We start from the raw sequence: 26,630 nt of genomic DNA, 5'->3' as shown, positions 1-26,630 counted from the left end.
ACGCTTGCTCCGCAGCTATCGATAGCAAACCTTTTTCACCGCCGCGACGATACGGTCGCTGTCGATCAAGGCTGCTTTCTCCAGATTGGCCGCATAAGGCAATGGCACATCTTCATTGGTCACCCGCAACACCGGCGCATCCAGATCGTCAAAGCCCTGCTCCATGCACAACGCGCTGATCTCGCTCGATATCGAACACACTGGCCAGCCTTCCTCTGCAACCACGATACGGTTGGTTTTGGCGAGGCTTTTTAGCACGGTTTCCGTATCCAAGGGCCGCAAGGTACGCAGATCGATAACTTCCGCGTCTATGCCTTCAGATGCCAGGCTGTCGGCGGCTTCCAAAGCCAATCCAACGCCAATGGAATAGCTGACGATCGTGACATCAATGCCCTCTCGCATGATCCGCGCCTTGCCAATGGGAAGCGTATAATCGTCGATCGTCGGCACTTCGAATGACCGCCCGTAAAGCAGCTCGTTTTCCAAAAACACAACGGGATCCGGAGATTGAATTGCCGCCTTTAAAAGACCCTTCGCATCCGCTGCGTCATAAGGTGCGATAACAATCAAACCAGGCACGCCGGCGTACCATGGACCGTAATTCTGGCTATGCTGCGCGCCGACACGCGATGCCGCGCCATTGGGTCCCCGAAAAACAATCGGGCAACGCATCTGGCCGCCAGACATATAATTGGTCTTCGCGGCCGAGTTTATGATCTGATCAATTGCCTGCATCGCAAAGTTGAAGGTCATGAACTCGACGACTGGCTTCAAGCCACCCATGGCGGCACCGGCACCAATACCAGCGAATCCATGTTCGGTAATAGGCGTGTCGATCACCCTTTTTGGACCAAATTCCTCAAGCAATCCCTGAGTGACCTTGTAGGCACCTTGATATTCGGCAACCTCTTCGCCCATCACAAAGACCGTTCCGTCCTTGCGCATTTCCTCGGCCATCGCATCGCGCAAAGCTTCACGAACCGTGAGCGGATTCAGGTCAGTACCCGCCGGAACAGAGGGATCATCCGCCCTTGAAACCGCGGCTGGTGGCACGACTTCCAACACGGCCGGCTTGGCTTCTTTGACCACTTCCGGTTTCGGATCATCTGGTTGCGCATGGCCAGTCGACGAACCAGCCTCTTCATCTTCTCCAGCCATTTCGGCAATGACAGCGCCGACGACGACTTCATCCGTTCCTTCTGCAATCAGAATTTTCGTAATCACGCCTTCATCAACGGCTTCAAATTCCATCGTCGCCTTATCGGTTTCAATCTCCGCCAAGATATCGCCAGAGGTGACTTCGTCGCCTTCCTTGACGAACCATTTGGCCAATGTGCCTTCTTCCATGGTCGGCGACAGGGCGGGCATTTTCAATTGGATCGCCATCAATATTGCTCCACCAGCACGTTGGTATAGAGTTCGGACAGTTCCGGTTCGGGAGATTCCTCAGCGAAATCAGCTGCTTCCATCACTGTCTTGCGAACCTTCTTATCCAACGCTTTCAAATCCTCTTCTTTCACGCCTTTTTTTAGCAAGGTCGCTTTCAAACGTTCAATCGGATCGGATTTTTCACGCACGTCCTGTACCTCGTCGCGGCTACGATATTTTGCCGGGTCCGACATGCTGTGGCCACGATAGCGGTACGTCTTGAGTTCCATCAACACCGGGCCGCCGCCGCTGCGGACATCTTCCAGCACTTCTTCCACAGCACCGCGAACGGCCAACACATCCATGCCATCGACTTGCACGCCGGGGATGCGGAAGCTTTCGCCGCGCCGATAGAGCTGGTCTTCGGCGGAGGAGCGGTTGACGCTCGTGCCCATGGCATATTGGTTATTCTCAATCACGAAGATCACCGGTAGCTGCCAAAGCTCCGCCATGTTAAAACTTTCGTAGACCTGCCCTTGGTTGGATGCGCCATCGCCGAAATAGGCCAAGCAAACGCCGCCATCTTCTTTATATTTATGGGCAAAGGCCAAACCCGTTCCGAGTGACACCTGCGCACCAACGATACCATGACCGCCGTAGAAACCATGTTCGACCGAGAACATGTGCATCGAACCGCCCTTGCCTTTCGAAATACCGGAAGCGCGGCCTGTCAGTTCGGCCATCACGATATTCGGGTCGATGCCGCAAGCCAGCATATGACCATGGTCACGATAACCGGTGATGACGCTATCCTTACCCGGATTGATCGCTGATTGCAGACCGGTAACGACCGCTTCCTGCCCGATATAAAGATGACAAAATCCGCCGATCAAGCCGAGCCCATAGAGCTGCCCTGCTTTTTCTTCGAAACGCCGGATGAGCAGCATTTGCTCATAGAAGTCCAGCATCTCTGCTTTGGTTGCGCTATAAATCGGCGCCTTCAACCCGCCCGTGGAATTCACTGGCTTGGTTTTGGCAGGTGGCCGTTTGGACGCATTTGTTTTTTTGGTTGAGGCGGTTTTCCGGGGAGGTTTTGCCACGCGAGCGGGATCCTTTTTCTAACGAGCCGGTAGCATAGCCAAAACTGTTCCGTTACCCAAGTACTTAGGTTCAGTGACCGATTAAATAATTGGAATAGAGAATTGAAACGGCAAAAGGCTATTTAAGCGGGACGATAATTTCGTCTGGATGGACAACATTGACCTTCTTGCGCAGCAGTTCACCGATCAAATCCGGGTCAGCACCCTTTGGATCAAGCAATTCGACCCGGTTCTTCAGCGCATCTCGGTCCGCTTCCAGCTTGGCCAGCTCGACACCGCTTGTTTCCAGCTTCGCCTGATATTCGCCCCACGCCAAAATTCCAGTCGGTCCGAGCACCGCATAACCGGCAATGGCAAGAAGAGTCATGAGTGCAAAGCCCGGCCCGAGGGCTGCCTTGATCAAGTCTCCAATTTTTTCTCGCTGCGCCATGGAATAGCCTTGAATCAGAAAAGTGATTCGCTGGCAAGACTATTCATGATTATTTCGCATGAAGAGAGCCCAAATGCCTCAAAATAGAGAGGAAATGCCAATCAACTGAATATGGACCGCCCTGCGTAATGCGCAACATCTCCCAATTCTTCTTCGATCCGGATCAGCTGGTTATATTTGGCCAACCGGTCAGACCGCGCCAAGCTACCGGTTTTGATCTGACCGCAATTGGTCGCAACCGCGAGATCGGCAATAGTGGAATCTTCGGTCTCACCTGAACGATGCGACATGACCGCCGTATAAGAGGCATTATGCGCCATCCGTACCGCAGCCAAAGTTTCGGACAATGTTCCGATCTGATTGACCTTCACCAGCAGCGAATTGGCCAGACCGTCGTCGATGCCCATCGACAAACGTTCCGGGTTGGTCACGAAAAGATCATCGCCGACCAACTGCACTTTATCACCAACCGCATCGGTGATCAGTTTCCAGCCTTCAAAATCATCTTCCGACATGCCGTCCTCGATCGATTTGATCGGATAGTCTTTACAGAGAGCCGCGAGATAGTCGGACATTTCAGCGGGGCTGAGCACTTTGCCCTCGCCCGAGATATGATATTTGCCGTCGCGGAAAAACTCGGTCGCGGCACAATCCAGCGCGAGCACCACTTCGTCGCCGATCTTGAAACCGGCTTTTTCAACCGATGCCATGATGAAGTCGAGCGCTTCACGCGTGGAACCAAGGTTCGGCGCGAAACCGCCTTCATCACCCACGGCGGTCGCCAGCCCTTTGTCAGACAGACCTTTTTTCAGTGTGTGGAAGATTTCCGATCCCCAGCGTACGGCTTCAGCAAGGCTGTCCGCGCCGACCGGCATCACCATGAATTCCTGAAAATCAATCGGATTGTCTGCATGCTCACCGCCATTGATGATGTTCATCATCGGAACCGGCAGAACATGAGCAGAAACACCGCCGACATAACGATAGAGCGGCAGGCCGCGCGCATCAGCGGCTGCTTTTGCGGCAGCCAGGCTAACACCCAATATCGCGTTCGCACCCAGACGGGCTTTGTTCGCCGTACCATCAAGGGCAATCATCCGGGCGTCGAGTTCTTCTTGGTCCTCGGCATCGAAATCAACCAAGGCGTCTTTAATTTCGCCATTGACCGCATCAATTGCTTTGAGAACACCCTTGCCTGAATATTTGCTCTTATCACCATCGCGCAGTTCCACTGCTTCATAAGCACCAGTGGACGCACCAGAAGGAACCGCTGCACGGCCAAAGCTGCCGTCTTCGAGCAGAATATCCACCTCTACAGTTGGATTGCCGCGGCTATCGAGAATCTGGCGGGCATGAAGATCAATTATTGCAGTCATGGAAATGCTCCGGGTGAAGTAAGAAGTTGGCCCCGCCCTTATCGCGCTGACCGGCTTCTTGCAATCCATTGAACCGCTTTTATCATCGCCTTGCCCCTTGATTTCTAGCCAAATGCTACCATTTCTTTTGCAAGGGAACCGCAAATAGAAGCCAATCTGTTTGCTGGATGTTGGCAAGGGGCAAATGAAGAAGGAATATTAATCATGGCAGAAGCCAAGAAAACGACCAGAAAGACCACGGCAAAAACAGCGGCCAAGAAACCCGCTGCGAAGAAAGCCGCACCCAAAAAAGCAGCCCCGAAGAAAGCCGCATCAAAAGCGCGCAAAGCCGCTCCGCTGAAAGCCACTGCCGCAAACACCACCGAAGAGTTTAAGGATCGCGCCCTGACAAAAGCTAAATCGGCTGCCAATCAGGGGAAAGAGCGCACCGGCGACGCGATCGAAAACCTCAGCAAGCTGATCGAGGATAGCGCCAAAACCATCGACGATAATGTTGGTGAGAAATATGGTGATTATGCCCGTTCGGCCGCCGATGCAGTTTCCTCCTTCGCGGATAAAGTGAATGCGAAGGAAGTCGATGAAATGGTTGAAGACGCGCGCGGTTTCGTTCGCAAGAGCCCGGCCGTCGCAATTGGTGCCGCAGCCGTCGTCGGTTTTCTGGTATCCCGCTTGATCAAATCAGGGATGGATGATCGCGACGCATGAGTGTAGCATGGCGCCACCATATTAACGGGTGACGGATGTTGCAGGACAAAAATATTCCAGATTTGGATGAAGAGCGTCTTCCGGATGAAGCCGCAGCCTCTGTGGCGGATGAAGCAGATGTAAAATCTCTCAAGTCGCAGGTGTCGGACCTGATCGAAGACGCTCGCATTCTGGCGCATGCCGAAGTGGAGTATTTCCGTACCAAATTGTCGGTCAACATGGCCGCAACCAAACGACTTTTGCTGTTGTTCGGAATTGCGATCATCTCGGGGACCATGGCAATCATCGCCTTAATTTTAGGGCTTTTACTTGTCCTGTCGGACTATTTTGGTCCATTGGCAGCAACAGGCATAACCGCCGGTTCAGCACTATTGATTGCGACGATCATGATGAGCATGGCAATCAAGCGGGCCCGAAAACTGCCACTGGATGAAAATGATGCGTGAGAATGACAATGCCGCAAAATAATGATGATATATTTAGCCTGCGCAATCTTGCGATGGAACGGGATCAAGCCCGAGAAAATCTGCAGGACAATGGCGCTGAAACCAAGGAAAGACTGAAACCGTCCAATCTTATAGCCGAAGCGAAGCTGAAAGCCGCAGACAGCGTCAAGAAAGCGGGGCAAAGCGCCATCAACGGGATGAGACAAAATCCCGGCATCACGGCAACAGTAGCAGCGACCGCAACCCTGATCGCGATGCGCAGACCCATTGCCAAGCTTGTCGCCAAACAGAAAACGGCCGAGACGGACAAAATCGAGGATTAGAATATGAGCAGATTGACCGACAATATCGATAAAGCCCGCGCCGCGTCTCGGGAACGGTTTGAAACAGCAAAGGACATGGCGAGCGAAGGCTCTCTCGCAGCGCGCGAGAAAATGTCCGATAGCAAAGCACGCGCAGCATCCCTGCTCGGCGAGGGTCGTGAAAAGGCAGCGGAACGCGTCGCAGCGACCAAGGATGTCGCGAAAAAGGCTGTCGCAAAGTCAGAAAAAACAATTTCCAATAGCCCGCTTGCAATTGTAGCCGGCGGCGCTGCTCTGGGCGTGCTCATTGGCGCGTTGCTTCCGAAAAGCAAAACCGAACAGAAATATGTCGGCGGCGCGGGTCGCAAGATCAATGAAACGGCGAAAACTGCTTATGAAGCCGCCAGGGATGCCAGTCGCGAGCAAGTGAGCGAAATGGGCCTGAACAACGACAATATGCAGACGCAATTTAAAGATCTGTTTGGCAAAGCCATCGAGGCTGCTAAGACCGCGATGGCTGCAGCACAAGATGCGGTGAAAGACGAGAATCAGGGTAAGAAATGAAAGAAGAACGCAGCAAAATTCATTTGGTCATGGGCGGACGGGTCAAGGATCCTCGCGGACTAGATTTTGAAAATCTCGATGAGATTGATCTGGTCGGTGTCTATCCTGACTATGACGAGGCCGAGGAATCTTGGCGCTCTAAGGCACAGCAAACCGTTGATGACGCAGAAATGAAATATGTCGTCGTCGGACTGCACAAGCTACTTGAACCGGACTTGCCGGAAGACGCTTAAGCGCGCCGAAACCGCCATTCAAGCAACGGCCTGACCAGTAGCAGGCCGGCAACAAATCCCCCGATATGCGCGTAGATGGCGATGCCATAAAGGCTTCCGCGCGTCGCGAACCCGAACATCAGCTGGATTCCGATCCACGCCAGGGTCAGCCATATGATCCGGACGATGTGCCCGGGAATAGGGCCGACGGGGTCAACCTTGCTGCGCGCAAACAGCACGGCATAAGCCCCCAATATAGCGAATATCGCACCGCTCGCCCCGACAATCGGCACCATGGAATCGCTATTCGACAGAAATTCCGCAAAGGCCGCGGCATAAGCGCCTGCGACATAGAGAAGCGCCATCAACCTTGTGCCCAAAGCCTGTTCGACAAAACGTCCGCAGAATAGCAGCATGAACATATTGAAACCGATATGCATCAGCCCGATATGCAGGAAAGCTGAAGATAGCGGCGTCAGCCATGCCGGCACCAGCCAGCCATGTTCCGTCAGATCAGGAAATTCCCCGCCCAGTCGGATCGGGAATAAGCCGCCACGTAATATGGATTCCTGTTCCCAGCCAAAAACCCAGATCAGCAGAAAGATCACGACATTCGCAATGATCAGTCCGTTGGTGAGTTTTCCGACTGGCATGTTCATCGGATTTAGATGAACTCAATCTTTTCAAGCAGGAAATATTTGTCGCCAGCGGGCACGGTCACTTCAATTTCGTCACCGATACTGCGGCCAATCAAGGCCCGGCCAATGGGTGAATTATAGCTAATTCTTCCCGCTTTGGCATCGGCTTCCGCCTGACCAACCAGTTGATATTTTACCGGCTTGTCATCCTCGTCAAGCAAGGTCAGCGTCGCGCCGAACACAGCCTTGTCACCGGACAAGGTCGTTGGATCAATGACCTGAGCGCGGGACAGCTTGTCTTCGAGATCGCCGATGGTTGCTTCAACCTGGCCCTGCCGTTCCTTGGCCGCATGATATTCGGCATTTTCCGAAAGGTCGCCATGGGCGCGCGCGGTTTCAATCGCGTCGACAATGATCGGGCGTTCTTCTTTCAGCGCCTTCAGTTCGGCTTCCATTTTTACATGGCCTTCGGCCAGCATTGGTACTTTTTCAACAGCCATTTTCTTGGCCTTTCCTTACTCATACGCCGCCGATTTCAGCCGTGCAGCGTCAAAAACAGTTTTCCGGCGACCCTCGGTAGAAGGTCACCCGCAGTTTGACAAAATGTCGGAAAATTAAGTCTGCGAAGCCTTATAATAGGACTGCAAGGCGCGAACTTCAAGAGTCTCGTCGCGCATGGCCTCAATCGCCTGCATGACAGCATTGCTTGCAGTGGCCGTTGTATAGATCGGAATCTTGCCAACCAGCGCCGCAGCCCGGATCGATTTGGAGTCTTTCAGCGACTGCCAACCCTCGGTGGAGTTAAAGATCAGATTGACCTCACCATCCTTGATCCGGTCGACAATATGCGGCCGTCCCTCGGCCACTTTGTTGACTTTTTCGACCTTGATGCCCTGCTCGATCAAATAATCTGCCGTTCCCGACGTCGCAATCAGCTTGAAACCCAGCTTATCGGCCAGACGCGCGCCCGGCTCGATCACCGTCTTGTCGGTTTCCTTGACCGAGATGAAGATCGTGCCGCTATCCGGCAGGCGGGTATTCGCGCCGAGCTGCGACTTGGCAAAGGCAATCGCAAAGCCCTGATCAATGCCCATGACTTCGCCGGTGGATTTCATTTCCGGTGACAGAACCGGGTCGATACCGGGGAAGCGGTTGAACGGGAATACCGCCTCTTTGACGGCAATATAATCAATATGCCGGTCGATGACGGGCAGATCTTTCAATTTCTCTCCGGCCATCACGCGCGAAGCGATCTTGGCAATCGGTGTACCAATAGCCTTGGCAACAAAAGGCACGGTCCGGCTGGCGCGCGGATTGACCTCGATCAGATAGACTTCGCCATTTTTGACCGCGAACTGAATGTTCATCAGGCCGCGCACTTTCAGGCCGAAGGCCAAGGCCTCGGTCTGACGCTCCATCTCCGCGATAATCTCGTCGCTGAGATTATAAGGCGGGATTGTGCAGGCGCTGTCGCCGGAATGGACCCCGGCTTCTTCGATATGCTGGAGCACGCCACAAACAACCACTTGGTCGCCGTCACAAATCGCATCCACATCGACTTCGATCGCATCGCGCAGATATTGGTCGACCAGAACCGGTTGGTCCCCCGATACTTGCACAGCCGTATTGATGTAATTTTCCAGCTGTGCCGGGCCATCAACGATTTCCATCGCCCGGCCACCAAGCACGAAGCTTGGCCGGAGCAAAACCGGATAGCCAATCCGTTCGGCGATTTTCACCGCTTCATCACGCGTTCTGGCCATGCCGTTTTCCGGCTGCTTCAATTTCAGCTTGTTCACCAATCTGGCAAAGCGTTCGCGGTCTTCGGCCAGATCAATCGCATCCGGCGACGTGCCGAGGATCGGAATGCCCGCATCTTCCAGCGCCTGCGCCAGCTTCAACGGCGTTTGCCCGCCAAATTGCACGACCACGCCGACCAGTTCACCGGTCTGCTGCTCGACGTGCAGGATTTCCAGCACATCTTCGGCGGTCAGCGGCTCAAAATACAGCCGGTCAGACGTGTCATAATCGGTCGATACGGTTTCCGGGTTGCAGTTGACCATGATCGTTTCAAACCCAGCGTCCGACAGAGCGAAACAGGCGTGACAGCAGCAATAGTCAAACTCGATCCCCTGCCCGATCCGGTTCGGTCCGCCACCCAGGATAACGATCTTCTTGCGATCCGATGTCTGCGCTTCGCATTCCGGTTCCCCGAAAATCGGCGCTTCATAGCTGGAATACATATAGGGCGTCTTGGCCTCGAATTCCGCTGCGCATGTATCGATCCGCTTGAACACGGGGCGCACACCCAGCTTGTGGCGCAAGGCCCGCACGTCGGCTTCGGTCGTTGCCCCGGCCATGGCGGCCAGCGCGTCATGCACCAGCCCGTGGCCTTCCGCGACAGCGCGCCCTGCCCCGCCGGCGACATGGACGGAATCAATGGCAAGCTTCGCCAGTCGTTCGTCGGAAAAGCCCATGGACTTCAACTTGCGCAAGGCTTGCGCATCATTGGGCAGACCATTGTCGATGACATCTTGTTCGGCATCGATGATTTCGCGAATTCTCGACAGGAACCAAGGATCGAAACCGGCGATGGCGTGGATTTCGTCGTTGGAAAAACCTTCCCGCATCGCCTGGGCGGCGACCAGCAGACGGTCGGGCGTGGCCCGCGCCAGTTCGGCAGCAATATCTTCGCGTGACGCGCCGATCAACGACTGTACGCGGTTGAAACCGTCCAAACCGGTTTCCAACCCGCGCAGCGCTTTCTGCATCGATTCATTGATATTCCGGCCAATGGCCATGACTTCACCGACCGACTTCATGGCGGTGGACAGCAATGGCTCCGCGCCCTTGAACTTTTCAAAGGCAAAGCGCGGGATTTTGGTGACGACATAGTCGATTGTCGGTTCAAAGGAAGCCGGGGTCACACCGGTAATGTCATTGTCAATTTCGTCGAGCGTGTAGCCAACCGCCAGTTTCGCGGCGACGCTGGCAATCGGGAAGCCGGTTGCCTTGGACGCCAAGGCCGATGACCGCGACACACGCGGGTTCATTTCGATGACAACCAGCCGTCCGTTCTTCGGATTGACAGCAAACTGTACGTTGGAACCGCCTGTTTCGACTCCTATTTCTCTGAGCACCGCCAAAGAGGCGTTGCGCATGATCTGATATTCTTTGTCGGTCAGGGTCAGCGCCGGCGCGACCGTGATGCTGTCACCGGTGTGCACGCCCATCGGGTCCACATTTTCGATCGAACAGATGATGATGCAATTGTCGGCACTGTCGCGGACAACCTCCATCTCATATTCTTTCCAGCCAATCAGCGATTCATCGATCAACACTTCATTGGTCGGAGAAGCTTCCAGCGATGTCCGGATGTAGTGGATAAATTCTTCGCGGTTATAGGCCACTCCGCCGCCGGTGCCGCCCATGGTGAAGCTGGGCCGCATGATCGCAGGCAGGCCGATATCTTCCAATATCTCCAGCGCCTGCTCTTCGCTATGCGCGACCGCAGAACGCGGACTTTCCAGACCGATCTTGTCCATCGCCGCCTTGAACTTCTCGCGATCCTCGGCCTTATCAATGGCTTCGGCATCCGCGCCGATCATCTGGACATTATATTTGTCGAGCACGCCCATTTTGTTGAGCGTCAGTGCCGTATTCAGCGCCGTCTGCCCGCCCATTGTCGGCAGGATCGCGTCAGGACGCTCTTTTTCGATGATCTTTTCGACAATTTCGGGCGTAATCGGTTCAATATAGGTCGCATCCGCCATTTCCGGATCGGTCATGATCGTCGCCGGGTTGGAGTTGACCAGGATGATCCGGTAGCCCTCTTCCTTCAGCGCCTTACACGCCTGCGTGCCGCTATAATCAAACTCGCAAGCCTGGCCGATAATGATCGGGCCAGCGCCAACGATAAGGATGGAGGATATATCAGTTCTTTTGGGCATTATGCAGGGTTCTCATCAGAAATTTCGCCATTTTCGTTGCAGGCAAAGCAGCCCCAACCATCATGGTCGATGTCATATTCACTTTCGATCTCAAGGCATTTGCGCGTCAGTTCGCGGATCGTGGCTTGCTGCGTGTCCAGATCAACTTGCAGCTCGATTACCCAGCCATCATCCTCTTGCGAAACCAGGGCCGAACGAAAACCCCATTTCTTCGCGTCATTCTTAAACTTGTTCAGATTGGCGACGGCACCGACAAATTGCACGTTAATCTCGCGCACAACATGCGACAAATCGCCACCGGCCGCCATATTTTGGAGGATTTCGTCATCAATTGCCCATTCTTCGGCAAGATGTTGCGGATCAATCGGGCCGCTCATTGTTTTGCGCCTTTAACAGTGCCGAAGGATATGTCGGTCGTTTTGTACATTATGAAGAATGCACACTATTATTTAATAGGGACTGAGCGTTTATCTTACCATTTTTCTGTAGTTCAATAACATCTTCGTCTCTCCGAACGATCCAGCCCTGTTCTGCCATATAGACAAAGACACTATCCATATTTGTATCATAAGTTTTTCTTCCTATGCGCGTCGCCAAGCCTTCCCGCCCAAGGCTTTCAATGCCTTCGACGACCGAAGCTCTATAAAGAGCTACCAACGCAACTTCAGCGTGCCGCTTCCGCCTATCCGGGGTCATGAAATCAGCCCCACAAATTTCTCGAACAGATAGAAGCTATCCTGTGGCCCCGGACTGGCTTCCGGGTGATATTGCACGCCAAAGGCACGCTTGCCGATGATTTCGATGCCGCAATTGCTGCCGTCGAACAGGCTTTTATGGGTCGCGCGAATATTGTCGGGCAGACTGTCGCCATCGACCGCGAACCCGTGGTTCATGCTGGTGATTTCGACCAGCCCTTCGGTTTCGTCCCATCCGCCACCGATACGCTGCACCGGATGATTGGCACCGCGATGGCCCTGATGCATTTTGATCGTCTTGGCACCCGCTGCCAGCGCCAGCATTTGATGACCAAGGCAGATGCCGAACAAGGGCATATCCGCGTCCAGCAACTGTTGGATCACGGGAACCGCATAGGAACCGGTAGCCGCCGGATCGCCCGGTCCGTTGGACAGAAAGACGCCATCCGGCTGCAATTCCAAGATATCATCGAGCGATGTTTTAGCTGGAACTACAGTTACTTTTGCGCCAGCCTTAACAAGGTTTCTGAAGATATTGCGCTTCGCGCCGAAATCAAGCGCTACCACATGCGGCCGGGACGAAGATGCTTCCATGTCTTCCAGTGGGGCATAGCCATGGCCCAGTCGCCAGATGCCGGCGCCCTGCCCTTTGCCGTCCCACAATTGCGTCTGGTGGCCAGTCACTTCCTTGGCCAGATCCATGCCTTCCAGCCCCGCCCAACCGCGCGCTTTGGCGAGCAGCTCGTCCATATCAAACTGACCATCGGGATCATGGGCAATCACCGCATTGGGCGCTCCCGCTTCGCGGATCCGCCGCGTCAAAGCCCTTGTATCCACGCCGGAAATTCCGATCCGGCCCTGCTCTGTCATCCACTGATCAAACGGCTTCTGATCGCGGAAATTGGACGGTGCCGTCACATCCTCGCGGACAATACAGCCCAGAGCATGTGGGCTGTCCGCCTCAACATCCTCGTCATTGGTGCCGACATTGCCGATATGGGGAAAGGTGAAGGTTACGATCTGCCCGGCATAGCTGGGATCGGTCATCACTTCCTGATAGCCGGTCATCGCCGTGTTAAAGCAGACTTCACCAACCGCAGAGCCGGTCGCACCAAAGCCCCGGCCCCATATGATAGTGCCATCGGCCAATACCAATATCCCAGTTGCACCCTTGGGAGCGGCGGGATTTTGGGCATTGGTCATGGGCTGTTCCTTCGGGTCCGTCTGAGGCGCAAAATTTCATGGGACCTAGGGCCAGATTTATGGCGTCACAATCTATGAAAAAAATTATCTTCCCGCTATGGTGGTAGCTTATTCCAAAATTATGAGGGACGCCATGATTCGCGATACCGTGAAAGCCGCGCAAATTGCCGCCATGAAGGCCGGTGACAAAGATCGCACCGCCGCAACACGCAGCATTTTGGCCAAAATCAAAGATAAGGACATCGCCCTGCGCACCAAGGGTGATGCGCCAGATGACGATGCGATGGTCACCGACGTCCTGCAAAAAATGGCAAAACAGCGTCGCGAATCGATAGACATGTTCGAAAGCGGTGGCCGGACCGAACTGGCCGCGGCAGAGAAAATGGAATTGTCGGTGATTGAAGAGTTTCTTCCCGCCCAATTGAGCGAGGAAGATACCGCCGCTTTGATCGATGGCATCAAGAGCGAACTCGGCGCCGACAGCATGAAAGACATGGGCCGCGTGATGGGCGAGCTGAAAAAGCGCCACGGCACCGAAATCGACATGAGCAAAGCCAGCGCGCTGGTGAAGGCGGCGCTGAGCTGAATCTATGGCGCTTTCCCCGCAATGGCTTGAAGAACTGCGATCGCGAACCACGCTATCGACACTGATCGGCCGAACGGTGAAAGTACAGAAGGCGGGCCGGGAATATAAGGCTTGCTGCCCGTTCCATAACGAGAAAACCCCCAGCTTCACGATCAACGACGAAAAAGGTTTCTACCATTGCTTCGGTTGCGGCGCCCATGGTGATGCGATCAGCTGGATGACCGAACAGCGTGGGCTGGGCTTCATGGATGCGGTCAAGGATCTCGCCGCCGAAGCGCAAATGGAAGTCCCTGCCCCCGATCCCCAGGCGGCTCAACGGCAGGAAGTCCGAGCAACCCTGCATGATGTCATGGCGGCGGCACAGGATTGGTTTGTCACCCAATTCAACGGCGTTGAAGGAGCTGCGGCGCGGGAATATCTGAAGAACCGGGGCATTTCTGAAAGCACGATCCGCAATTTTGGCTTTGGTTTTGCCCCCAATTCCCGCGGACGGCTGAAAGAAGCGCTTTCCGTCCATGGCGTTGACCAGTTGATCGAAGCCGGACTGCTGATCAAAGTCGATGACAAAGACCCGTACGACCGGTTCCGCGGCCGATTGATGATCCCAATCCGCGATCCACGCGGCCGGGTCATTGCCTTTGGCGGCCGGATATTGGGCGACGGAGAGCCGAAATATCTCAACAGCCCCGACACGCCTTTGTTCGACAAGGGTCGCACGCTCTACAATCTCGACAAAGCCTCGCCAGCCTCCCGCCAGACCGGACGAATATTGGTCGTTGAAGGCTATATGGACGCCATTGCCTTGGCTCAGGCGGGCTTTGAGGATGTCGTCGCCCCGCTCGGCACGGCGCTGACCGAGCATCAGATTGAGCGCATCTGGAAAATGGTTGAGGCCCCGATCCTCTGTTTTGATGGCGATAATGCCGGTCAGAAGGCCGCCATGCGTGCCGCATTACGCGCGCTACCGATATTGCGCCCCTCGCATAGTTTGAACTTCATCTCCCTTCCCGCCGGGCAAGACCCCGATGATCTGATCCGGTCCGAAGGCGCACAGGCCTTTGCCGCCCTGATCGCGAAACCGCAGATGCTCGATGACAAGATCTGGCAGGTGGAATTTGATGCCGAACCGCTCAACACCCCGGAAACCAAGGCGGGGCTCAAGAAGCGCCTGTCGGATCATGTGCGCGATATTGCCGACCAGGACATTGCCCAACATTATCGGCAAGAATTTCACGAACGCTATCAAGCTGCCTTTTTCGCACAGCGGGACAATCGGTCCGAAGGTCGCCGCTCGCAAAACACCGGGCGTAAATTTCCGTCGAAATTTGTCTCCTACAAACCGATGGACGACACAAAGTCCTTTTTGATCGAAGGCTATGACTTGCAAATCGCAAAGGGCATTTTGGGTGGTCTGATCCGCCATCCATGCCGGATTTCCAAGCATTTTGAAGAGCTGAACGCGATCAAACTAGCCGATTCGCAGCTACAGTCCCTGCTGGGCGAACTGATCAATGCTGCAATGAGCAAAGAAACGCTTGATATGCAGGGCCTTCTTACCATATTGGAGAAGACAGATTGTTATAATGTCGCAAAAGGGCTGTTACGGGCCGACGCGCTGAATTTCACTTTCAACCGCAAAATGCCAGAAAATGCTCCGGCACCGTTAATCGAACGGGCGCACGGGGATTTGGCAGAAGCGATAAAAGTGGTAACAGCACGCCCCGGACTGGAAGCGGCTCTCGCAGAGGCAACGCGGCGGGTGCAGGATGATCTTACGGAAGAAAGTTATGCCGAGCAGCAGCGCCTTCGCAAAGTAAAGCAGTTATTTCATGAGCGGTTGGTCGACCTGACCCAGATCGACGATAATATATAGTTTCAAATTAGGGGCCTCAGCCATTGGCAAGTAAAGCGAAAAACACCAAAGCCGAAGACGAACCGTTGATCGATCTCAACGATAGTGCCGTCAAAAAATTGATCACCAAAGCCAAGAAACGTGGCTATCTGACAATTGACGAGCTGAACGAAGCCCTGCCCCAGGAACAGAATGAACAGATCGAAGATGTCATGTCTGCGATTTCCGAAATGGGCGTTCGCATTGTCGAAAATGACGAGGAAGCCGCCGAGGAAATGGGCGGCGACGAAGTCGAATCAATCGACGGCAAAGATAAAGACAAAAAAACCGCTGCTGCCGCTCCTAAAAAGGCTGCTGGCGATCGCACCGATGATCCCGTCCGCATGTATCTGCGCGAAATGGGCGCTGTGGAATTGCTTAGCCGCGAAGGCGAGATCGCCATTGCCAAGCGGATCGAAGCCGGTCGCGACACCATGATCTGGGGGCTTTGTGAAAGCCCGACGACTTTTAACGCAATCATCGAATGGTCCACCGCGCTCAACGACGGCGAAATGCAGTTGCGCGAAATTCTCGACCTCGATGCCATGCTCTCCAAGGACCCTGTCCCGGAAAATCTTGAAGAAGAAGACGATGATGATGGTGAGATCAGCGAGAAAACCGCTGGTCCTTCGTTCAAGGATGATGATGAAGTCGAGGATGAAGAATCGGCTGATGGCGAAGATGATGATGAAGCCGAACTGACCGAACGCCGCACAAAGCGCGTCGTTGAAGAGGAAGAAGAGGACAACACCCTTTCCCTCGCGCAGATGGAAGAAGCGTTGAAACCCGAAGCGCTCGAAAAATTTGCGCTGATCACCTCGGTGTTCAAGAAATTCTCAAAATTGCAGACCACCCGATTGGATGCGCTGGCCGTTGGCAAAGACTTCCCCGCAGCGTCGGAAACCAAATATCATAATTTGCGGGAAGAATTGACCGCGCTGGTCGAAAGCGTGCAATTCCATGCCAACAAGATCGAGTTTCTGGTCGATCAGCTCTACTCTTTCAATCGCCGGCTAACCACGCTGGGCGGACAAATGCTGCGTCTAGCCGAACGGCACAAAGTCCCACGCCGGGCGTTTCTGGACAGCTATATCGGCAATGAACTGGACGATGGTTGGCTTGCAAGCATGACCAAAACCGACAAAAAATGGGCATCTTTTGCCGAAAAAGAAGCAGATGCCGTTGACCGGATTCGGTCAGAAATTTCTGACATTGCCAACGCAACCGGCACCTCACTGGTCGAATTCCGCCGGATCGTGAACATGGTCCAAAAAGGCGAACGCGAAGCGCGTATCGCCAAAAAGGAAATGGTGGAAGCCAATCTCCGTCTCGTGATTTCCATCGCAAAAAAATACACCAACCGCGGCTTGCAGTTCCTCGACCTCATTCAGGAAGGCAATATCGGCCTGATGAAAGCGGTCGACAAGTTCGAATATCGTCGCGGTTACAAGTTCAGCACCTATGCCACATGGTGGATTCGCCAAGCGATCACGCGGTCGATTGCTGATCAGGCCCGGACGATCCGTATTCCAGTTCATATGATCGAAACGATCAATAAGCTGGTCCGTACCAGCCGCCAGTTCCTCCACGAACAGGGCCGCGAGCCGACACCGGAAGAAATGGCCGAACGTCTTTCCATGCCACTGGAAAAAGTGCGCAAGGTCATGAAAATCGCGAAAGAGCCAATCTCCCTCGAAACGCCGATTGGCGACGAAGAAGATTCACATCTGGGTGACTTCATTGAAGATAAAAATGCGATCATTCCGGTCGATGCGGCCATTCAGGCCAATTTGAAGGAAACCGTGACGCGCGTATTGGCCAGTCTGACTCCGCGGGAAGAACGCGTCCTACGTATGCGTTTCGGCATCGGCATGAACACCGATCATACGTTGGAAGAAGTTGGACAGCAGTTCAGCGTTACCCGCGAACGTATCCGGCAGATTGAAGCCAAGGCACTCAGGAAACTGAAACACCCGAGCCGCAGCCGCAAAATGCGTAGCTTCCTGGATCAATAGATCCACGAACCGGCATGGCATAATTATGGTTTGCGAATTCCTAACGATGAATAAACCCACTCTTTAGGAATCGCTTCTATACCCCAAGGTAGACGAAGATGCCCATCGCATGTTCGTGACAACATGCGGGGATATGGGAAACGCCATGCAGGGACTAAATCCAGAATTGATGGCTCAGTTGAGTTTCGCTGACTACATCGAGAACCATGGCAGCGAAACAGCGCATTATGTCGAATCAATCCGGCAAGATTTTTCCATTTTGTCGGGAACAGATATCGCAGATATCGCTCATTTCCTATGCGTATTGCATGGTCGCCACCCCGGCGTAGCCGACCATGCTGCAAGCAGAACAACCGATGAAAGCGCTCGCGACTGGCTTATTGAAGCGACTGCTGGCTTTGCTGCCGAACGTGCATTTCTGACCAAATTGACGGTAGCGGCAGGTCCCATTTCCGGCGTCAGTGCCGATGACCCAAGCGATTCAGCAGTACTCGGTCAACGCAAAGCCTTAGAGATGCTCTCTCAATCCGATCGCAACGGATGCGCAATCGGTGCGGCCATCGCCCTGGTTGCCGATTGGTATGCCATCAGACCAATTCTCGAATCGATAGCCTTGCGCGTGGGCGTAGAGGCCAGACCATCCATGCTTCCCAGCATAGAGACGACGTCCATCCTCAAGGACCGGTTGTCGGAAACACCGGCCTTGGAGCGTGCCTTGAACTTCGGGTCTGAACAGTTGCTCAACCAGCATCGTGGCCTTTGGCAACTTCTCGAAGCCCGCCGAAACACGCGCCTTTCTCAATAGGTTGCTCGCCAAACGGCACAAAAATTAACTAAATGATTAACTTGCCTACATTGGGGGTTTTCCCTATCCCCTGTGCTTTGACTATCACGGCAAGGAATAGAAAATCATGCGTTTTGACGGTACCAAGGACTATGTTGCAACCGATGACCTAAAGGTTGCTGTCAACGCCGCCATGACCCTGCGGCGCCCGCTTCTCGTCAAGGGCGAGCCGGGCACCGGCAAGACGGTCCTAGCCTATGAAATCGCCAAAGCCATGGGCACACCGCTGATTGAATGGAACGTCAAATCCACCACCAAAGCCCATCAGGGCCTCTATGAATATGATGCGGTTGCGCGACTCCGCGACGGCCAGTTGGGCGACGAACGCGTTCATGATATTTCCAATTATATCCGTAAGGGCAAGCTGTGGGAGGCTTTCACCGCTCCCGAACTACCCGTGTTGCTGATCGACGAGATTGACAAAGCCGACATCGAGTTTCCGAATGACCTTTTGCAGGAACTCGATCGTATGGAATTTCATGTCTACGAGACCAAAGAAACGATCAAGGCGACGGAGCGGCCGATCGTGATCATTACCTCGAACAACGAGAAGGAACTGCCCGACGCATTCTTGCGCCGCTGTTTCTTCCACTATATTAAATTCCCGGATCGCGAGACGATGCAGGACATCATCAACGTCCATTTTCCTGACATTCAGGGGATTTTGGTCAAAAAGGCGATGGACATTTTCTACGATGTTCGCGACGTCCCCGGCCTCAAGAAAAAACCGAGCACCAGCGAATTGCTCGACTGGCTGAAGCTGATCCTCAATGAAGACATGCCGCTCGAAGCCCTACAATCGAATGACAGCAGCAAAGCGATCCCGCCACTGCACGGCGCGTTGCTCAAGAACGAACAGGACGTGATGTTGTTTGAACGCCTGGCCTTCATGGCGAAACGCGAAGCACGCTAAGCAAAGGCACCGACAATGTTCTTTAACTTCATGGATGAACTTAGAGCCGCCGGAATTTCGGCTTCGCTCAAGGAACATCTCGTCCTGCTCGAAGCGCTCGAAAAAGAAGTTATCCAGCGCAATCCGGAAGAATTCTATTATCTCTCGCGCGCGACTTTCGTGAAAGACGAAGGCCTGCTCGACCGCTTTGATCAGGTTTTCTCGAAGGTCTTCAAAGGCATTGAAACCAATTATGGCTTGCAGGAAGAAGAAATTCCTGTGGATTGGCTGAAAGCAGTCGCTGAAAAATACCTATCTGAAGAGGAAATGGAAAAAATCAATTCCCTCGGCAGTTGGGACGAGATCATGGAGACGCTCAAAGAGCGTTTGGAAGAACAGCAGAAACGCCATGAAGGTGGTAGCAAGTGGATCGGCACGGGCGGTACATCTCCCTACGGCAATTCCGGTTACAATCCCGAAGGCGTCCGGATCGGTGGCGAAGGCGGCCAGAAAAAAGCTATCAAGGTCTGGGACAAGCGCGAATTCCAGAATCTCGACAACACCAAGTTGCTGGGCACGCGGAACATCAAGGTCGCGCTCCGGCGCCTGCGCAAATTCGCTCGCGAGGGCGCTGCGGACGAATTGGATATCGACCGGACGATCAACGGCACGGCCAAACAGGGCTGGCTCGACATTCATATGCGCCCCGAACGGCACAATGCGGTGAAATTACTGCTATTTCTGGACGTTGGCGGTTCTATGGATCCGTTCATCAAGCTCTGCGAAGAGCTATTCAGTGCAGCGACTACCGAGTTTAAAAACCTGGAGTTTTTCTATTTCCACAACTGTCCTTACGAAGGCTTGTGGAAGGATAATCGCCGCCGCTTTTCCGAGCGCACCAACACCTGGGATGTGCTCCACAAATATGGCCATGACTATAAGCTGATCTTCGTTGGAGACGCGTCGATGAGCCCGTATGAAATCACCCATCCAGGCGGTTCCGTTGAACATTTCAACGAAGAAGCCGGGGTGACGTGGATGCAGCGGCTAACCAACACCTATCCAGCAGCTGCCTGGCTCAATCCGGTGCCTGAAAAGCAATGGGGCTATTCACAAAGCGTCAAAATCGTGCGCGAATTGATGAATGATCGAATGTACCCGCTGACGGTAGACGGACTAAGCGATGCGATGAAGGAATTGACCCGCAAGCAGGGGTAGTTGCTAGCCTTCAATGGCTAGCAAGGTTGTTCCGTCATATTTTTCGGCAGCCGGTTCAAAAATTTCGGACTTTTCGAAATGGAGCTCTTCCACGCTCACATCCTTCAACCCGGAAAGCTTGAACGTCCCGATCTTGATTTCCCGCGGCGGTTGACCGTCTTTTTCCAACGGCACAGCATCGACATACATTTCGTCATGCCGTGTATAGAGAATATGCGGCGCCAGCTTGAACGCCGTATTGTTATAAGTCGCAGCCACACATTTTTTCAGTGCGACGCCTTCAAAAAATTCTTTGCTTGGTAACATAGGTACAAATTATCAGGTTTCAGACAGAATGCAATAATTATGTTGCAGTGCAGCATTTCTAATAGAGAAGATATTCCTCAATCATATGGCTCCAAGCCCGTTCACCGGGTGCGCAGATTTCTTCCAGATCATGCGCAGTTGACGATGGACTCTCGATCCATTCCCGCAAAGCCGGCCCGCCGTTGATGACATCAAATGCTAGCTTATCATCTTCATATTCATAAGGAAAATCGCGCCACAATTCATATTCCGGATAGAGGATTCCTATGGCTTTGAACGCCAAAGCCTGGAGACGCCACGGCCGGAAAGACTGATGATCATAAGCCGGGCCCTCCGCATGAATTTGGACACCGTTGCACAATTGCCCCTGATGCTTGTGAAACGTCGGTTCGAACCAGATTTCCCTCAACAGGCAGCCTTTCAGCCATTGTGGGGCTAATCTCTGCATTTCCGCAATAATCGCTCGCGCATCAATGTCTGGAGCGCCAAATAGCTCTAACGGCCGCGTTGTTCCCCTACCCTCGGAGAGAGTGGTTCCCTCCAGCATCACTGTTCCGGCATAAGCGCGTGCCATGTTCACATTGGGAGCATTGGGGCTAGGATTGATCCAGATACGGTCTTCCGGCCAACCCAATCCAGGACCTTCCGGTTGCCACCCCTGCATCTCGATGACCTGATAATCCACATCAAGATCAAAGTGGCTGATCATCCAGCGGCCCATTTCTCCCATGGTGAGTCCATGCCGCATCGGCATCGGCCCCGCCCCGACAAAGCTCTCCCAGCCTTCTTCAAGAATCGTGCCTTCGATCGGCCGACCTGCGGGGTTGGGACGATCGAGTACCCATACTGCCTTGCCATGTTCGGCCGCCGCTTCCAGCATATAGCGCAGGGTCGTGATGAACGTATATATCCGGCAACCCAGATCCTGAAGATCAATCAAGATGACATCGAATGTCTCCATCGATTCAGCCGTCGGTCGGCGCACTTCGCCATAAAGACTGAAAACCGGAATATTATGAACCGGATCATTATAATCCGGTGACTCAATCATATTATCTTGCTTGTCGCCGCGCAGACCATGCTGCGGGCCGAATGCTGCGGTCAAATTGATACCATCAAGGGCGGACAAAGCATCCAGACTATGGACAAGGTCGCCGGTTACCGAGGCGGGGTGCGCAAGCAACGCGACCCGTTTTCCTGCCAACGGCCGACGCAAGTCCGCATCTTCGATCAGTCTGTCTAATCCAAATTTCATCAATGTCCCATCGCTTTCATTTTCAACGAAAAACAGTCTCTATGGTGAAAATCCGGCTTACCTGCGGGGTGGCCTAAAGCCCAGAGCGATTTCTCTCCATTTTGCATCTCAATGACCGCAGACAAACCTGCATCAAGCTCATCATGCGTCCATATATCCGGTAAGCCGAAGGTCACTTCAAGCGCCAGATGTGTCTCACTAACATCCATAGATATTTCAGGTATTTGAGCCAGTGCAATCTGCGCCATCCCCTCGCGATAGCTGCTGAATCCGTAGGCCGCCCAGTTGCCAGACGGGGAAAAGTTAAATTCGCAGTAGCGCTCTTTCCCCGGTTCCCTGAGGAATAGTTCAAAGCAACTCTTCTGCCAGAGATTATCCCTGCGCTCGGGCTGCTCCAAATTGTCGGGTAGTTTGATATCTTCAACCTTACCAGCAACATGATATCTCAACCAAATCGTTCCGGCTTTGGTCATCGAGCATTCGACCGTCATATGATCAATCACGGATACCGGCGTCGATGGATGGCATTGCAAGTTTAAACGCATATTGCGACTTTCGTTGTCCCCATGTAACGCACCAACCCATGACCAATTATCAATCTGATCTGCTGCGTCTACTGAATGATCGCGGCTATATCCACCAGTTAACCGATGCCGATGCGTTGGACTCTCTTGCAACAAAGAGCATTATCCCCGGCTATATCGGATTTGATGCAACCGCAGACTCCCTGCACGTGGGAAATCTCGTGTCGATCATGCTGCTTCGTCGTCTGCAACAGGCTGGGCACAAACCGATTGTGGTCATGGGCGGTGGCACGACCAAAGTCGGTGACCCATCCGGCAAAGATGAAGTCCGAAAATTGCTTGATGATGAAGGAATCGCGGCAAATATCGCATCGATCCGGACCTGTTTTGAACGCTTTTTGACATTCGGCGACGGGCCAACCGACGCCATACTCGTCAACAATGCAGATTGGCTGGATAAGCTCGAATATATCCCATTTTTACGGGAAGTCGGACGCCATTTCACAATCAACCGTATGTTGACCTTTGATTCAGTGAAACTGCGCCTCGAACGCGAGCAACCACTGACCTTCCTGGAATTCAACTACATGATCTTGCAGGCCTACGACTTTCTAGAACTGTCGCGCCAACATGACTGCAAACTACAACTTGGTGGTTCTGACCAATGGGGCAATATCGTCAACGGCATCGAACTGGGTCGCAGAATTGACGGCGAGGAGCTGTTCGGCATGACGACGCCGCTCATTACGAAATCCGATGGTTCAAAAATGGGCAAGTCGGTCGATGGTGCCATCTGGCTGAATGCCGATCGCCTCAGTCCATATGATTACTGGCAATTCTGGCGGAACACCGATGACCGGGACGTCGGCAAATTCATGCGCTTGTTCACCGATATAGAATTAGACGAAATCGCTCATCTCGAATCAATGCAAGGCTCCGACATCAACGAAGCCAAGAAAATCCTGGCTGATGCTGCAACCGCTCTCGCACATGGCGAAGATGCCGCAAAAGAGGCTGCTGATACGGCGCAGAAGACATTTGAACAGGGTGGCGCCGGTGGCGAATTACCGGTTCATACCGTTGAATCAGGCGAGATATCGCTGCTCGACGCATTGATCGGCATTGGTTTCTGCGCATCCAAAGGAGAAGCAAAACGACTTGTCGCTGGTGGCGGTGCCCGCTTGAATGACGAGCCAGTCAAAGATACCGGACATGTTGTCGCTATCGCCGACATCGATATAAAGATTTCGGCGGGGAAAAAGAAACATGGATTGCTTCGAAAGGCCTGATTTAGATTCTGGCTTTTTCGATTTATCGACGTTTACCATTTATTGTTAATCATTGGTTATCATAGCTTTGAACTCATTTTCGGAGCATGCTGAGCATGACCAAAACAGCTGATCAAATATCGCTTGATGCACGTCGTGCCACGCGCTTTCCGGTCGATTTCGAAACCATTTGCGAACTTGGCGCGAATCAAGAAATTCGCGTGCGCATTGCCAATATTTCCGCCCATGGCATGATGATGGCAGATGTGCTGGAAATGGCAAAAGGAGACCGATTAACGGTCCATTTGCCCATCGCCGGACGAATGGAAGCATATCTTGTCTGGTCGCATGAAGGGCGCTGCGGATTCGAATTTGAGCGGGTAATCCGGGAGCCCGATTTCCTGGCAATGCTCGACAAAATCGAAAGCCGTTAATCGCTATCCGCTCCGCAATAGGCTGACGCCCCAATCCCGTTCGAACAGGTACAGCGCGATCCGCGCTGCCTGCCCTCTTTCGCTGTCCAATCCACCATCGCGATCAAGCAGCAATCGAGCATCATCGGTGGCGGGTCCGATCAGTTCATTGACCTGCGCTGGGGTCGCAATGCGAAAACCGGCATCACCCGATTGGCGTGTGCCCAACAACTCCCCTGCTCCGCGCAAACGGAGATCTTCTTCTGCAATGCGAAAGCCATCATTGGTTTCGCGCATCAGTTTGAGCCGGGCGCGAGCCGTTTCGCTCAATTCGCCTCCGCGTATCAGCAAGCAGTTGGATTTCACACTTCCCCGCCCTACACGCCCCCTAAGCTGGTGCAATTGCGCAAGACCGAAGCGATCCGCCGCCTCGATGATCATCAGACTGGCATTGGGAACATCGACACCGACTTCGATGACCGTGGTTGCGACTAATATCTTTATTTCATCCCGCTGAAAGCGGCCCATGACTTCATCCTTCTCGGGCCCTTTCATCCGGCCGTGCACGAGACCGACCTGATCACCAAATCTTGCTTTCAAACTGGCAGCCCGGTCTTCGGCCGCTGCCAAATCGCTTTTTTCGCTTTCTTCGATCAAGGGGCAAACCCAGTAAGCTTGACCGCCCGAGGCGATATGGCGCGCGAGGCCTTCGACCACATCTAGCAAGCGTCCATCGGAAATCACGCTAGTATCGATTGCTTGCCGTCCCGGAGGAAGCTCATCGATACGGGAGACATCCATTTCACCATATTGGCTAAGCGTCAGGGTCCGCGGAATCGGCGTCGCTGTCATCGCAAGCAAATGCGGTGTTCTCTCGGCCTTTTGCGCCAGCATAAGCCGTTGGGAAACACCGAACTTATGCTGTTCGTCGATGATCGCCACGGCTAGGTTCTTATACTGAACATGCTCCTGAAAAATCGCGTGGGTTCCGATCAATATATTGATCGAGCCATCCATCAGCCCCATCAATGTAGCCTCACGGACCTTACCCTTGTCCCGCCCGGTCAATATCGCAAGATTGACCGGCAAACCGACCAACAGTTTTTGCAGGCTTTCAAAATGCTGTCGCGCCAATATTTCGGTCGGTGCCAAAAAAGCACCTTGATATCCAGCCTCCACAGCCGACAATAATGTCATCAAAGCGACAAGCGTCTTGCCCGATCCCACATCACCTTGCAGCAATCTCAGCATCGGAGCGGACTGTGCCAAATCGCCATCAATTTCAGCTATGCAACGTTTTTGGGCACCGGTGAGTTCAAAAGGCAGCTTTAGCTGGTCACGAAGCCGACCATCGCCTTGGATGGGGATACCTTTCTTGCTGCGGTTGCTGGCTCTGACGAGCATGAAAGCAAGCTGGTTGGCAAATATTTCATCATAGGCCAGCCTATCATTAGTTCCATCACTCTCAGCACTATGGAGCGCGACGATACTATCCTTCCAACTCTTCCAGCTTTGGGTTGCCAGCTGACTAGGCTCCACCCATTCCGGCAATGACGGCGCGAAAGCCAGCGCCTGCTCCACCAATTGCCTCATCCGCGCGTTACCAAGTCCGTCAGCCAAGGGATATATCGGCTCTAACAGTGCTATGGCGTCAACCTGCTTCGGTTCCAGCACTTGATCGGGGTGAACGATTTGAAGCTCATCACCATAGCGCTCGAGCTTGCCCGAAATGATCTTTGGTTCTTCAAGCGGTAGTAGTTTTTTTGGCCAGCCGGGATTGCGACCAAAGAATGTCAGGCTGATATAGTTTCCAGCTTTGTCGGTTGCCTGCACCCGCAGCGGGCTACGCGGGCCACCGGTACGATATTCAACTGGCGTCACCTCAATGATGATCGTCTCTCCGACATCGACTTCATTCAGCTCGTCGACGCGTTTCCGATGCATCCAATAGCTCGGTTGATGATAGAGCAAGTCCTTGATCCGGGTCAGCCGCAGTTTCTCAAGAGGCTTGGTCAGCACCTTGCCGACGCCTTTGAGCGATGGGGTTTCGCCAAATAATGGATTGAGTATCTCGGGCCGCATGTCTATCCGCCTTTATACCCTCGCTGGCGCAATATGCCAGCCAAGTTGGAGCAGCATATATGGATCGCGAAACAAGGCTGAAACGGCTACAATTTCGCGCATGGCATCGCGGAACCCGCGAGGCGGATTTTTTGATCGGCGGTTTCTTTGATCGCTACAGTCAGGACTGGTCTGAATCTGAAATGGACTGGTTTGAAAACCTGCTCGCGGAAGATGACGTCGATGTCATGGCCTGGGCGATTGGAACACTGCCCGTTCCGCAGAATTTTATGGGTTCCCAAATGGAGGCCATGCAAAAACTCGACTATATTGATGCCACGAAATAATATTCCTCTCCTTTAGCCAAA

The 26,630-nt window shown here is 53.5% G+C and carries 27 protein-coding genes; 14 read left to right on the top strand and 13 right to left on the bottom strand.

The genetic code is table 11. The features are described 5' to 3' along the window. Window positions 1–15: 15 nt before the first annotated feature. From ABJG22_RS09090 to eno, 4 genes are all read right to left on the bottom strand, one after another. Complete coding sequence (locus ABJG22_RS09090; protein WP_348019915.1) at window positions 16–1,386, bottom strand: pyruvate dehydrogenase complex E1 component subunit beta; 1,371 nt, start codon at window positions 1,384–1,386, stop codon at window positions 16–18. Further along, window positions 1,386–2,468 carry a pyruvate dehydrogenase (acetyl-transferring) E1 component subunit alpha gene (gene pdhA, locus ABJG22_RS09085; protein ID WP_348019914.1) on the bottom strand — a complete coding sequence of 361 codons (1,083 nt, stop codon included), beginning with the start codon at window positions 2,466–2,468 and terminating at the stop codon, window positions 1,386–1,388. Before pdhA ends, ABJG22_RS09090 begins: the two co-directional genes overlap by 1 nt. Window positions 2,469–2,586: 118 nt before the next feature. Continuing rightward, window positions 2,587–2,898, bottom strand: coding sequence for a septum formation initiator family protein (locus ABJG22_RS09080; protein ID WP_348019913.1), 312 nt, complete (start codon window positions 2,896–2,898; stop codon window positions 2,587–2,589). A 101-nt stretch (window positions 2,899–2,999) separates the two neighbouring features. Then, a complete protein-coding gene (eno, locus tag ABJG22_RS09075; protein WP_348019912.1) occupies window positions 3,000–4,274 on the bottom strand; it encodes a phosphopyruvate hydratase in 1,275 nt (424 codons plus the stop codon). 204 nt (window positions 4,275–4,478) lie between these two features. Here eno and ABJG22_RS09070 point away from each other — a divergent pair, with 204 nt between their 5' ends. The 5 genes from ABJG22_RS09070 to ABJG22_RS09050 are packed head-to-tail and all read left to right on the top strand — an operon-like array spanning window position 4,479 to window position 6,524. Next, window positions 4,479–4,979: a hypothetical protein gene (locus tag ABJG22_RS09070; protein WP_348019911.1), complete on the top strand. Its 501-nt coding sequence runs from the start codon at window positions 4,479–4,481 to the stop codon at window positions 4,977–4,979. A gap of 35 nt (window positions 4,980–5,014) precedes the next feature. Then, on the top strand, window positions 5,015–5,425 hold the full coding sequence (locus tag ABJG22_RS09065) for a phage holin family protein (RefSeq protein ID WP_348019910.1): 411 nt from the start codon (window positions 5,015–5,017) through the stop codon (window positions 5,423–5,425). 8 nt (window positions 5,426–5,433) lie between these two features. Beyond that, window positions 5,434–5,748 carry a hypothetical protein gene (locus ABJG22_RS09060; RefSeq protein ID WP_348019909.1) on the top strand — a complete coding sequence of 105 codons (315 nt, stop codon included), beginning with the start codon at window positions 5,434–5,436 and terminating at the stop codon, window positions 5,746–5,748. 3 nt (window positions 5,749–5,751) lie between these two features. Then, a complete protein-coding gene (locus ABJG22_RS09055) occupies window positions 5,752–6,291 on the top strand; it encodes a hypothetical protein (protein ID WP_348019908.1) in 540 nt (179 codons plus the stop codon). Then, window positions 6,288–6,524 carry a DUF4170 domain-containing protein gene (locus ABJG22_RS09050; protein WP_348019907.1) on the top strand — a complete coding sequence of 79 codons (237 nt, stop codon included), beginning with the start codon at window positions 6,288–6,290 and terminating at the stop codon, window positions 6,522–6,524. The genes ABJG22_RS09055 and ABJG22_RS09050 overlap by 4 nt, the downstream gene beginning before the upstream one ends. On the opposite strand, the gene ABJG22_RS09045 is transcribed toward ABJG22_RS09050, so the two are convergent. The 5 genes from ABJG22_RS09045 to carA form a co-directional block, all read right to left on the bottom strand. Next, on the bottom strand, window positions 6,521–7,162 hold the full coding sequence (locus tag ABJG22_RS09045; RefSeq protein ID WP_348019906.1) for a rhomboid family intramembrane serine protease: 642 nt from the start codon (window positions 7,160–7,162) through the stop codon (window positions 6,521–6,523). The genes ABJG22_RS09050 and ABJG22_RS09045 overlap by 4 nt on opposite strands. 5 nt (window positions 7,163–7,167) lie before the next feature. Next, window positions 7,168–7,641, bottom strand: coding sequence for a transcription elongation factor GreA (greA, locus tag ABJG22_RS09040; protein ID WP_348019905.1), 474 nt, complete (start codon window positions 7,639–7,641; stop codon window positions 7,168–7,170). A gap of 114 nt (window positions 7,642–7,755) precedes the next feature. Next, window positions 7,756–11,091 (bottom strand): carbamoyl-phosphate synthase large subunit, encoded by a 3,336-nt coding sequence (gene carB / locus ABJG22_RS09035; protein WP_348019904.1) that lies wholly within the window; start codon window positions 11,089–11,091, stop codon window positions 7,756–7,758. Then, window positions 11,091–11,468 (bottom strand): ribonuclease E inhibitor RraB, encoded by a 378-nt coding sequence (locus ABJG22_RS09030; RefSeq protein WP_348019903.1) that lies wholly within the window; start codon window positions 11,466–11,468, stop codon window positions 11,091–11,093. The genes carB and ABJG22_RS09030 overlap by 1 nt, the downstream gene beginning before the upstream one ends. A 315-nt stretch (window positions 11,469–11,783) precedes the next feature. Continuing rightward, a complete protein-coding gene (gene carA, locus ABJG22_RS09025) occupies window positions 11,784–12,989 on the bottom strand; it encodes a glutamine-hydrolyzing carbamoyl-phosphate synthase small subunit (RefSeq protein ID WP_348019902.1) in 1,206 nt (401 codons plus the stop codon). Between the two features lie 133 nt (window positions 12,990–13,122). On the opposite strand from carA, the gene ABJG22_RS09020 reads away from it, so the two are divergent. The 6 genes from ABJG22_RS09020 (at window position 13,123) to ABJG22_RS08995 (ending at window position 20,435) form a co-directional block, all read left to right on the top strand. Beyond that, on the top strand, window positions 13,123–13,575 hold the full coding sequence (locus tag ABJG22_RS09020; protein ID WP_348019901.1) for a GatB/YqeY domain-containing protein: 453 nt from the start codon (window positions 13,123–13,125) through the stop codon (window positions 13,573–13,575). A 4-nt stretch (window positions 13,576–13,579) separates the two neighbouring features. Continuing rightward, the gene (dnaG, locus tag ABJG22_RS09015) at window positions 13,580–15,448 is read left to right on the top strand and encodes a DNA primase (RefSeq protein ID WP_348019900.1); all 1,869 of its coding nucleotides are present in this window, start codon (window positions 13,580–13,582) and stop codon (window positions 15,446–15,448) included. Window positions 15,449–15,471: 23 nt separating this feature from the next. Beyond that, window positions 15,472–17,481 carry an RNA polymerase sigma factor RpoD gene (rpoD, locus tag ABJG22_RS09010; protein ID WP_348019899.1) on the top strand — a complete coding sequence of 670 codons (2,010 nt, stop codon included), beginning with the start codon at window positions 15,472–15,474 and terminating at the stop codon, window positions 17,479–17,481. Window positions 17,482–17,614: 133 nt separating this feature from the next. Beyond that, entirely contained in the window at window positions 17,615–18,286 is a 672-nt protein-coding gene (locus ABJG22_RS09005) for a hypothetical protein (protein WP_348019898.1), read from the top strand. 106 nt (window positions 18,287–18,392) lie between these two features. Continuing rightward, the gene (locus ABJG22_RS09000; RefSeq protein WP_348019897.1) at window positions 18,393–19,238 is read left to right on the top strand and encodes a MoxR family ATPase; all 846 of its coding nucleotides are present in this window, start codon (window positions 18,393–18,395) and stop codon (window positions 19,236–19,238) included. A 15-nt stretch (window positions 19,239–19,253) separates the two neighbouring features. Continuing rightward, entirely contained in the window at window positions 19,254–20,435 is a 1,182-nt protein-coding gene (locus ABJG22_RS08995; RefSeq protein ID WP_348019896.1) for a VWA domain-containing protein, read from the top strand. Between the two features lie 3 nt (window positions 20,436–20,438). Here ABJG22_RS08995 and ABJG22_RS08990 read toward each other — a convergent pair whose 3' ends face one another. Genes ABJG22_RS08990 through ABJG22_RS08980 form a run of 3 tightly spaced genes read right to left on the bottom strand, consistent with a single transcriptional unit; the run spans window position 20,439 to window position 22,469 of the window. Further along, the gene (locus ABJG22_RS08990; protein ID WP_348019895.1) at window positions 20,439–20,741 is read right to left on the bottom strand and encodes a hypothetical protein; all 303 of its coding nucleotides are present in this window, start codon (window positions 20,739–20,741) and stop codon (window positions 20,439–20,441) included. A 58-nt stretch (window positions 20,742–20,799) separates the two neighbouring features. After that, window positions 20,800–21,996, bottom strand: a complete 1,197-nt coding sequence (locus tag ABJG22_RS08985) for a DUF1343 domain-containing protein (RefSeq protein ID WP_348019894.1) — start codon at window positions 21,994–21,996, stop codon at window positions 20,800–20,802. Continuing rightward, complete coding sequence (locus tag ABJG22_RS08980) at window positions 21,996–22,469, bottom strand: DOMON-like domain-containing protein (protein WP_348019893.1); 474 nt, start codon at window positions 22,467–22,469, stop codon at window positions 21,996–21,998. The genes ABJG22_RS08985 and ABJG22_RS08980 overlap by 1 nt, the downstream gene beginning before the upstream one ends. Before the next feature lie 110 nt (window positions 22,470–22,579). Between ABJG22_RS08980 and tyrS the strand changes: the two genes are divergently transcribed. Beyond that, complete coding sequence (tyrS, locus tag ABJG22_RS08975) at window positions 22,580–23,809, top strand: tyrosine--tRNA ligase (RefSeq protein ID WP_348019892.1); 1,230 nt, start codon at window positions 22,580–22,582, stop codon at window positions 23,807–23,809. A gap of 95 nt (window positions 23,810–23,904) precedes the next feature. Further along, window positions 23,905–24,222: a PilZ domain-containing protein gene (locus ABJG22_RS08970; RefSeq protein WP_348019891.1), complete on the top strand. Its 318-nt coding sequence runs from the start codon at window positions 23,905–23,907 to the stop codon at window positions 24,220–24,222. 3 nt (window positions 24,223–24,225) lie between these two features. Here ABJG22_RS08970 and recG read toward each other — a convergent pair whose 3' ends face one another. Further along, window positions 24,226–26,283, bottom strand: coding sequence for an ATP-dependent DNA helicase RecG (recG, locus tag ABJG22_RS08965; protein ID WP_348019890.1), 2,058 nt, complete (start codon window positions 26,281–26,283; stop codon window positions 24,226–24,228). 59 nt (window positions 26,284–26,342) lie between these two features. On the opposite strand from recG, the gene ABJG22_RS08960 reads away from it, so the two are divergent. Then, window positions 26,343–26,609: a succinate dehydrogenase assembly factor 2 gene (locus tag ABJG22_RS08960; protein ID WP_348019889.1), complete on the top strand. Its 267-nt coding sequence runs from the start codon at window positions 26,343–26,345 to the stop codon at window positions 26,607–26,609. Window positions 26,610–26,630 lie beyond the last annotated feature (21 nt).

The sequence above is a fragment of the Parasphingorhabdus sp. genome (assembly GCF_039939955.1).
Taxonomy (GTDB): Bacteria; Pseudomonadota; Alphaproteobacteria; order Sphingomonadales; family Sphingomonadaceae; genus Parasphingorhabdus.
Note: the sequence above shows the minus strand (reverse complement) of the source record. Positions and strands in the feature narration are given on the sequence as shown.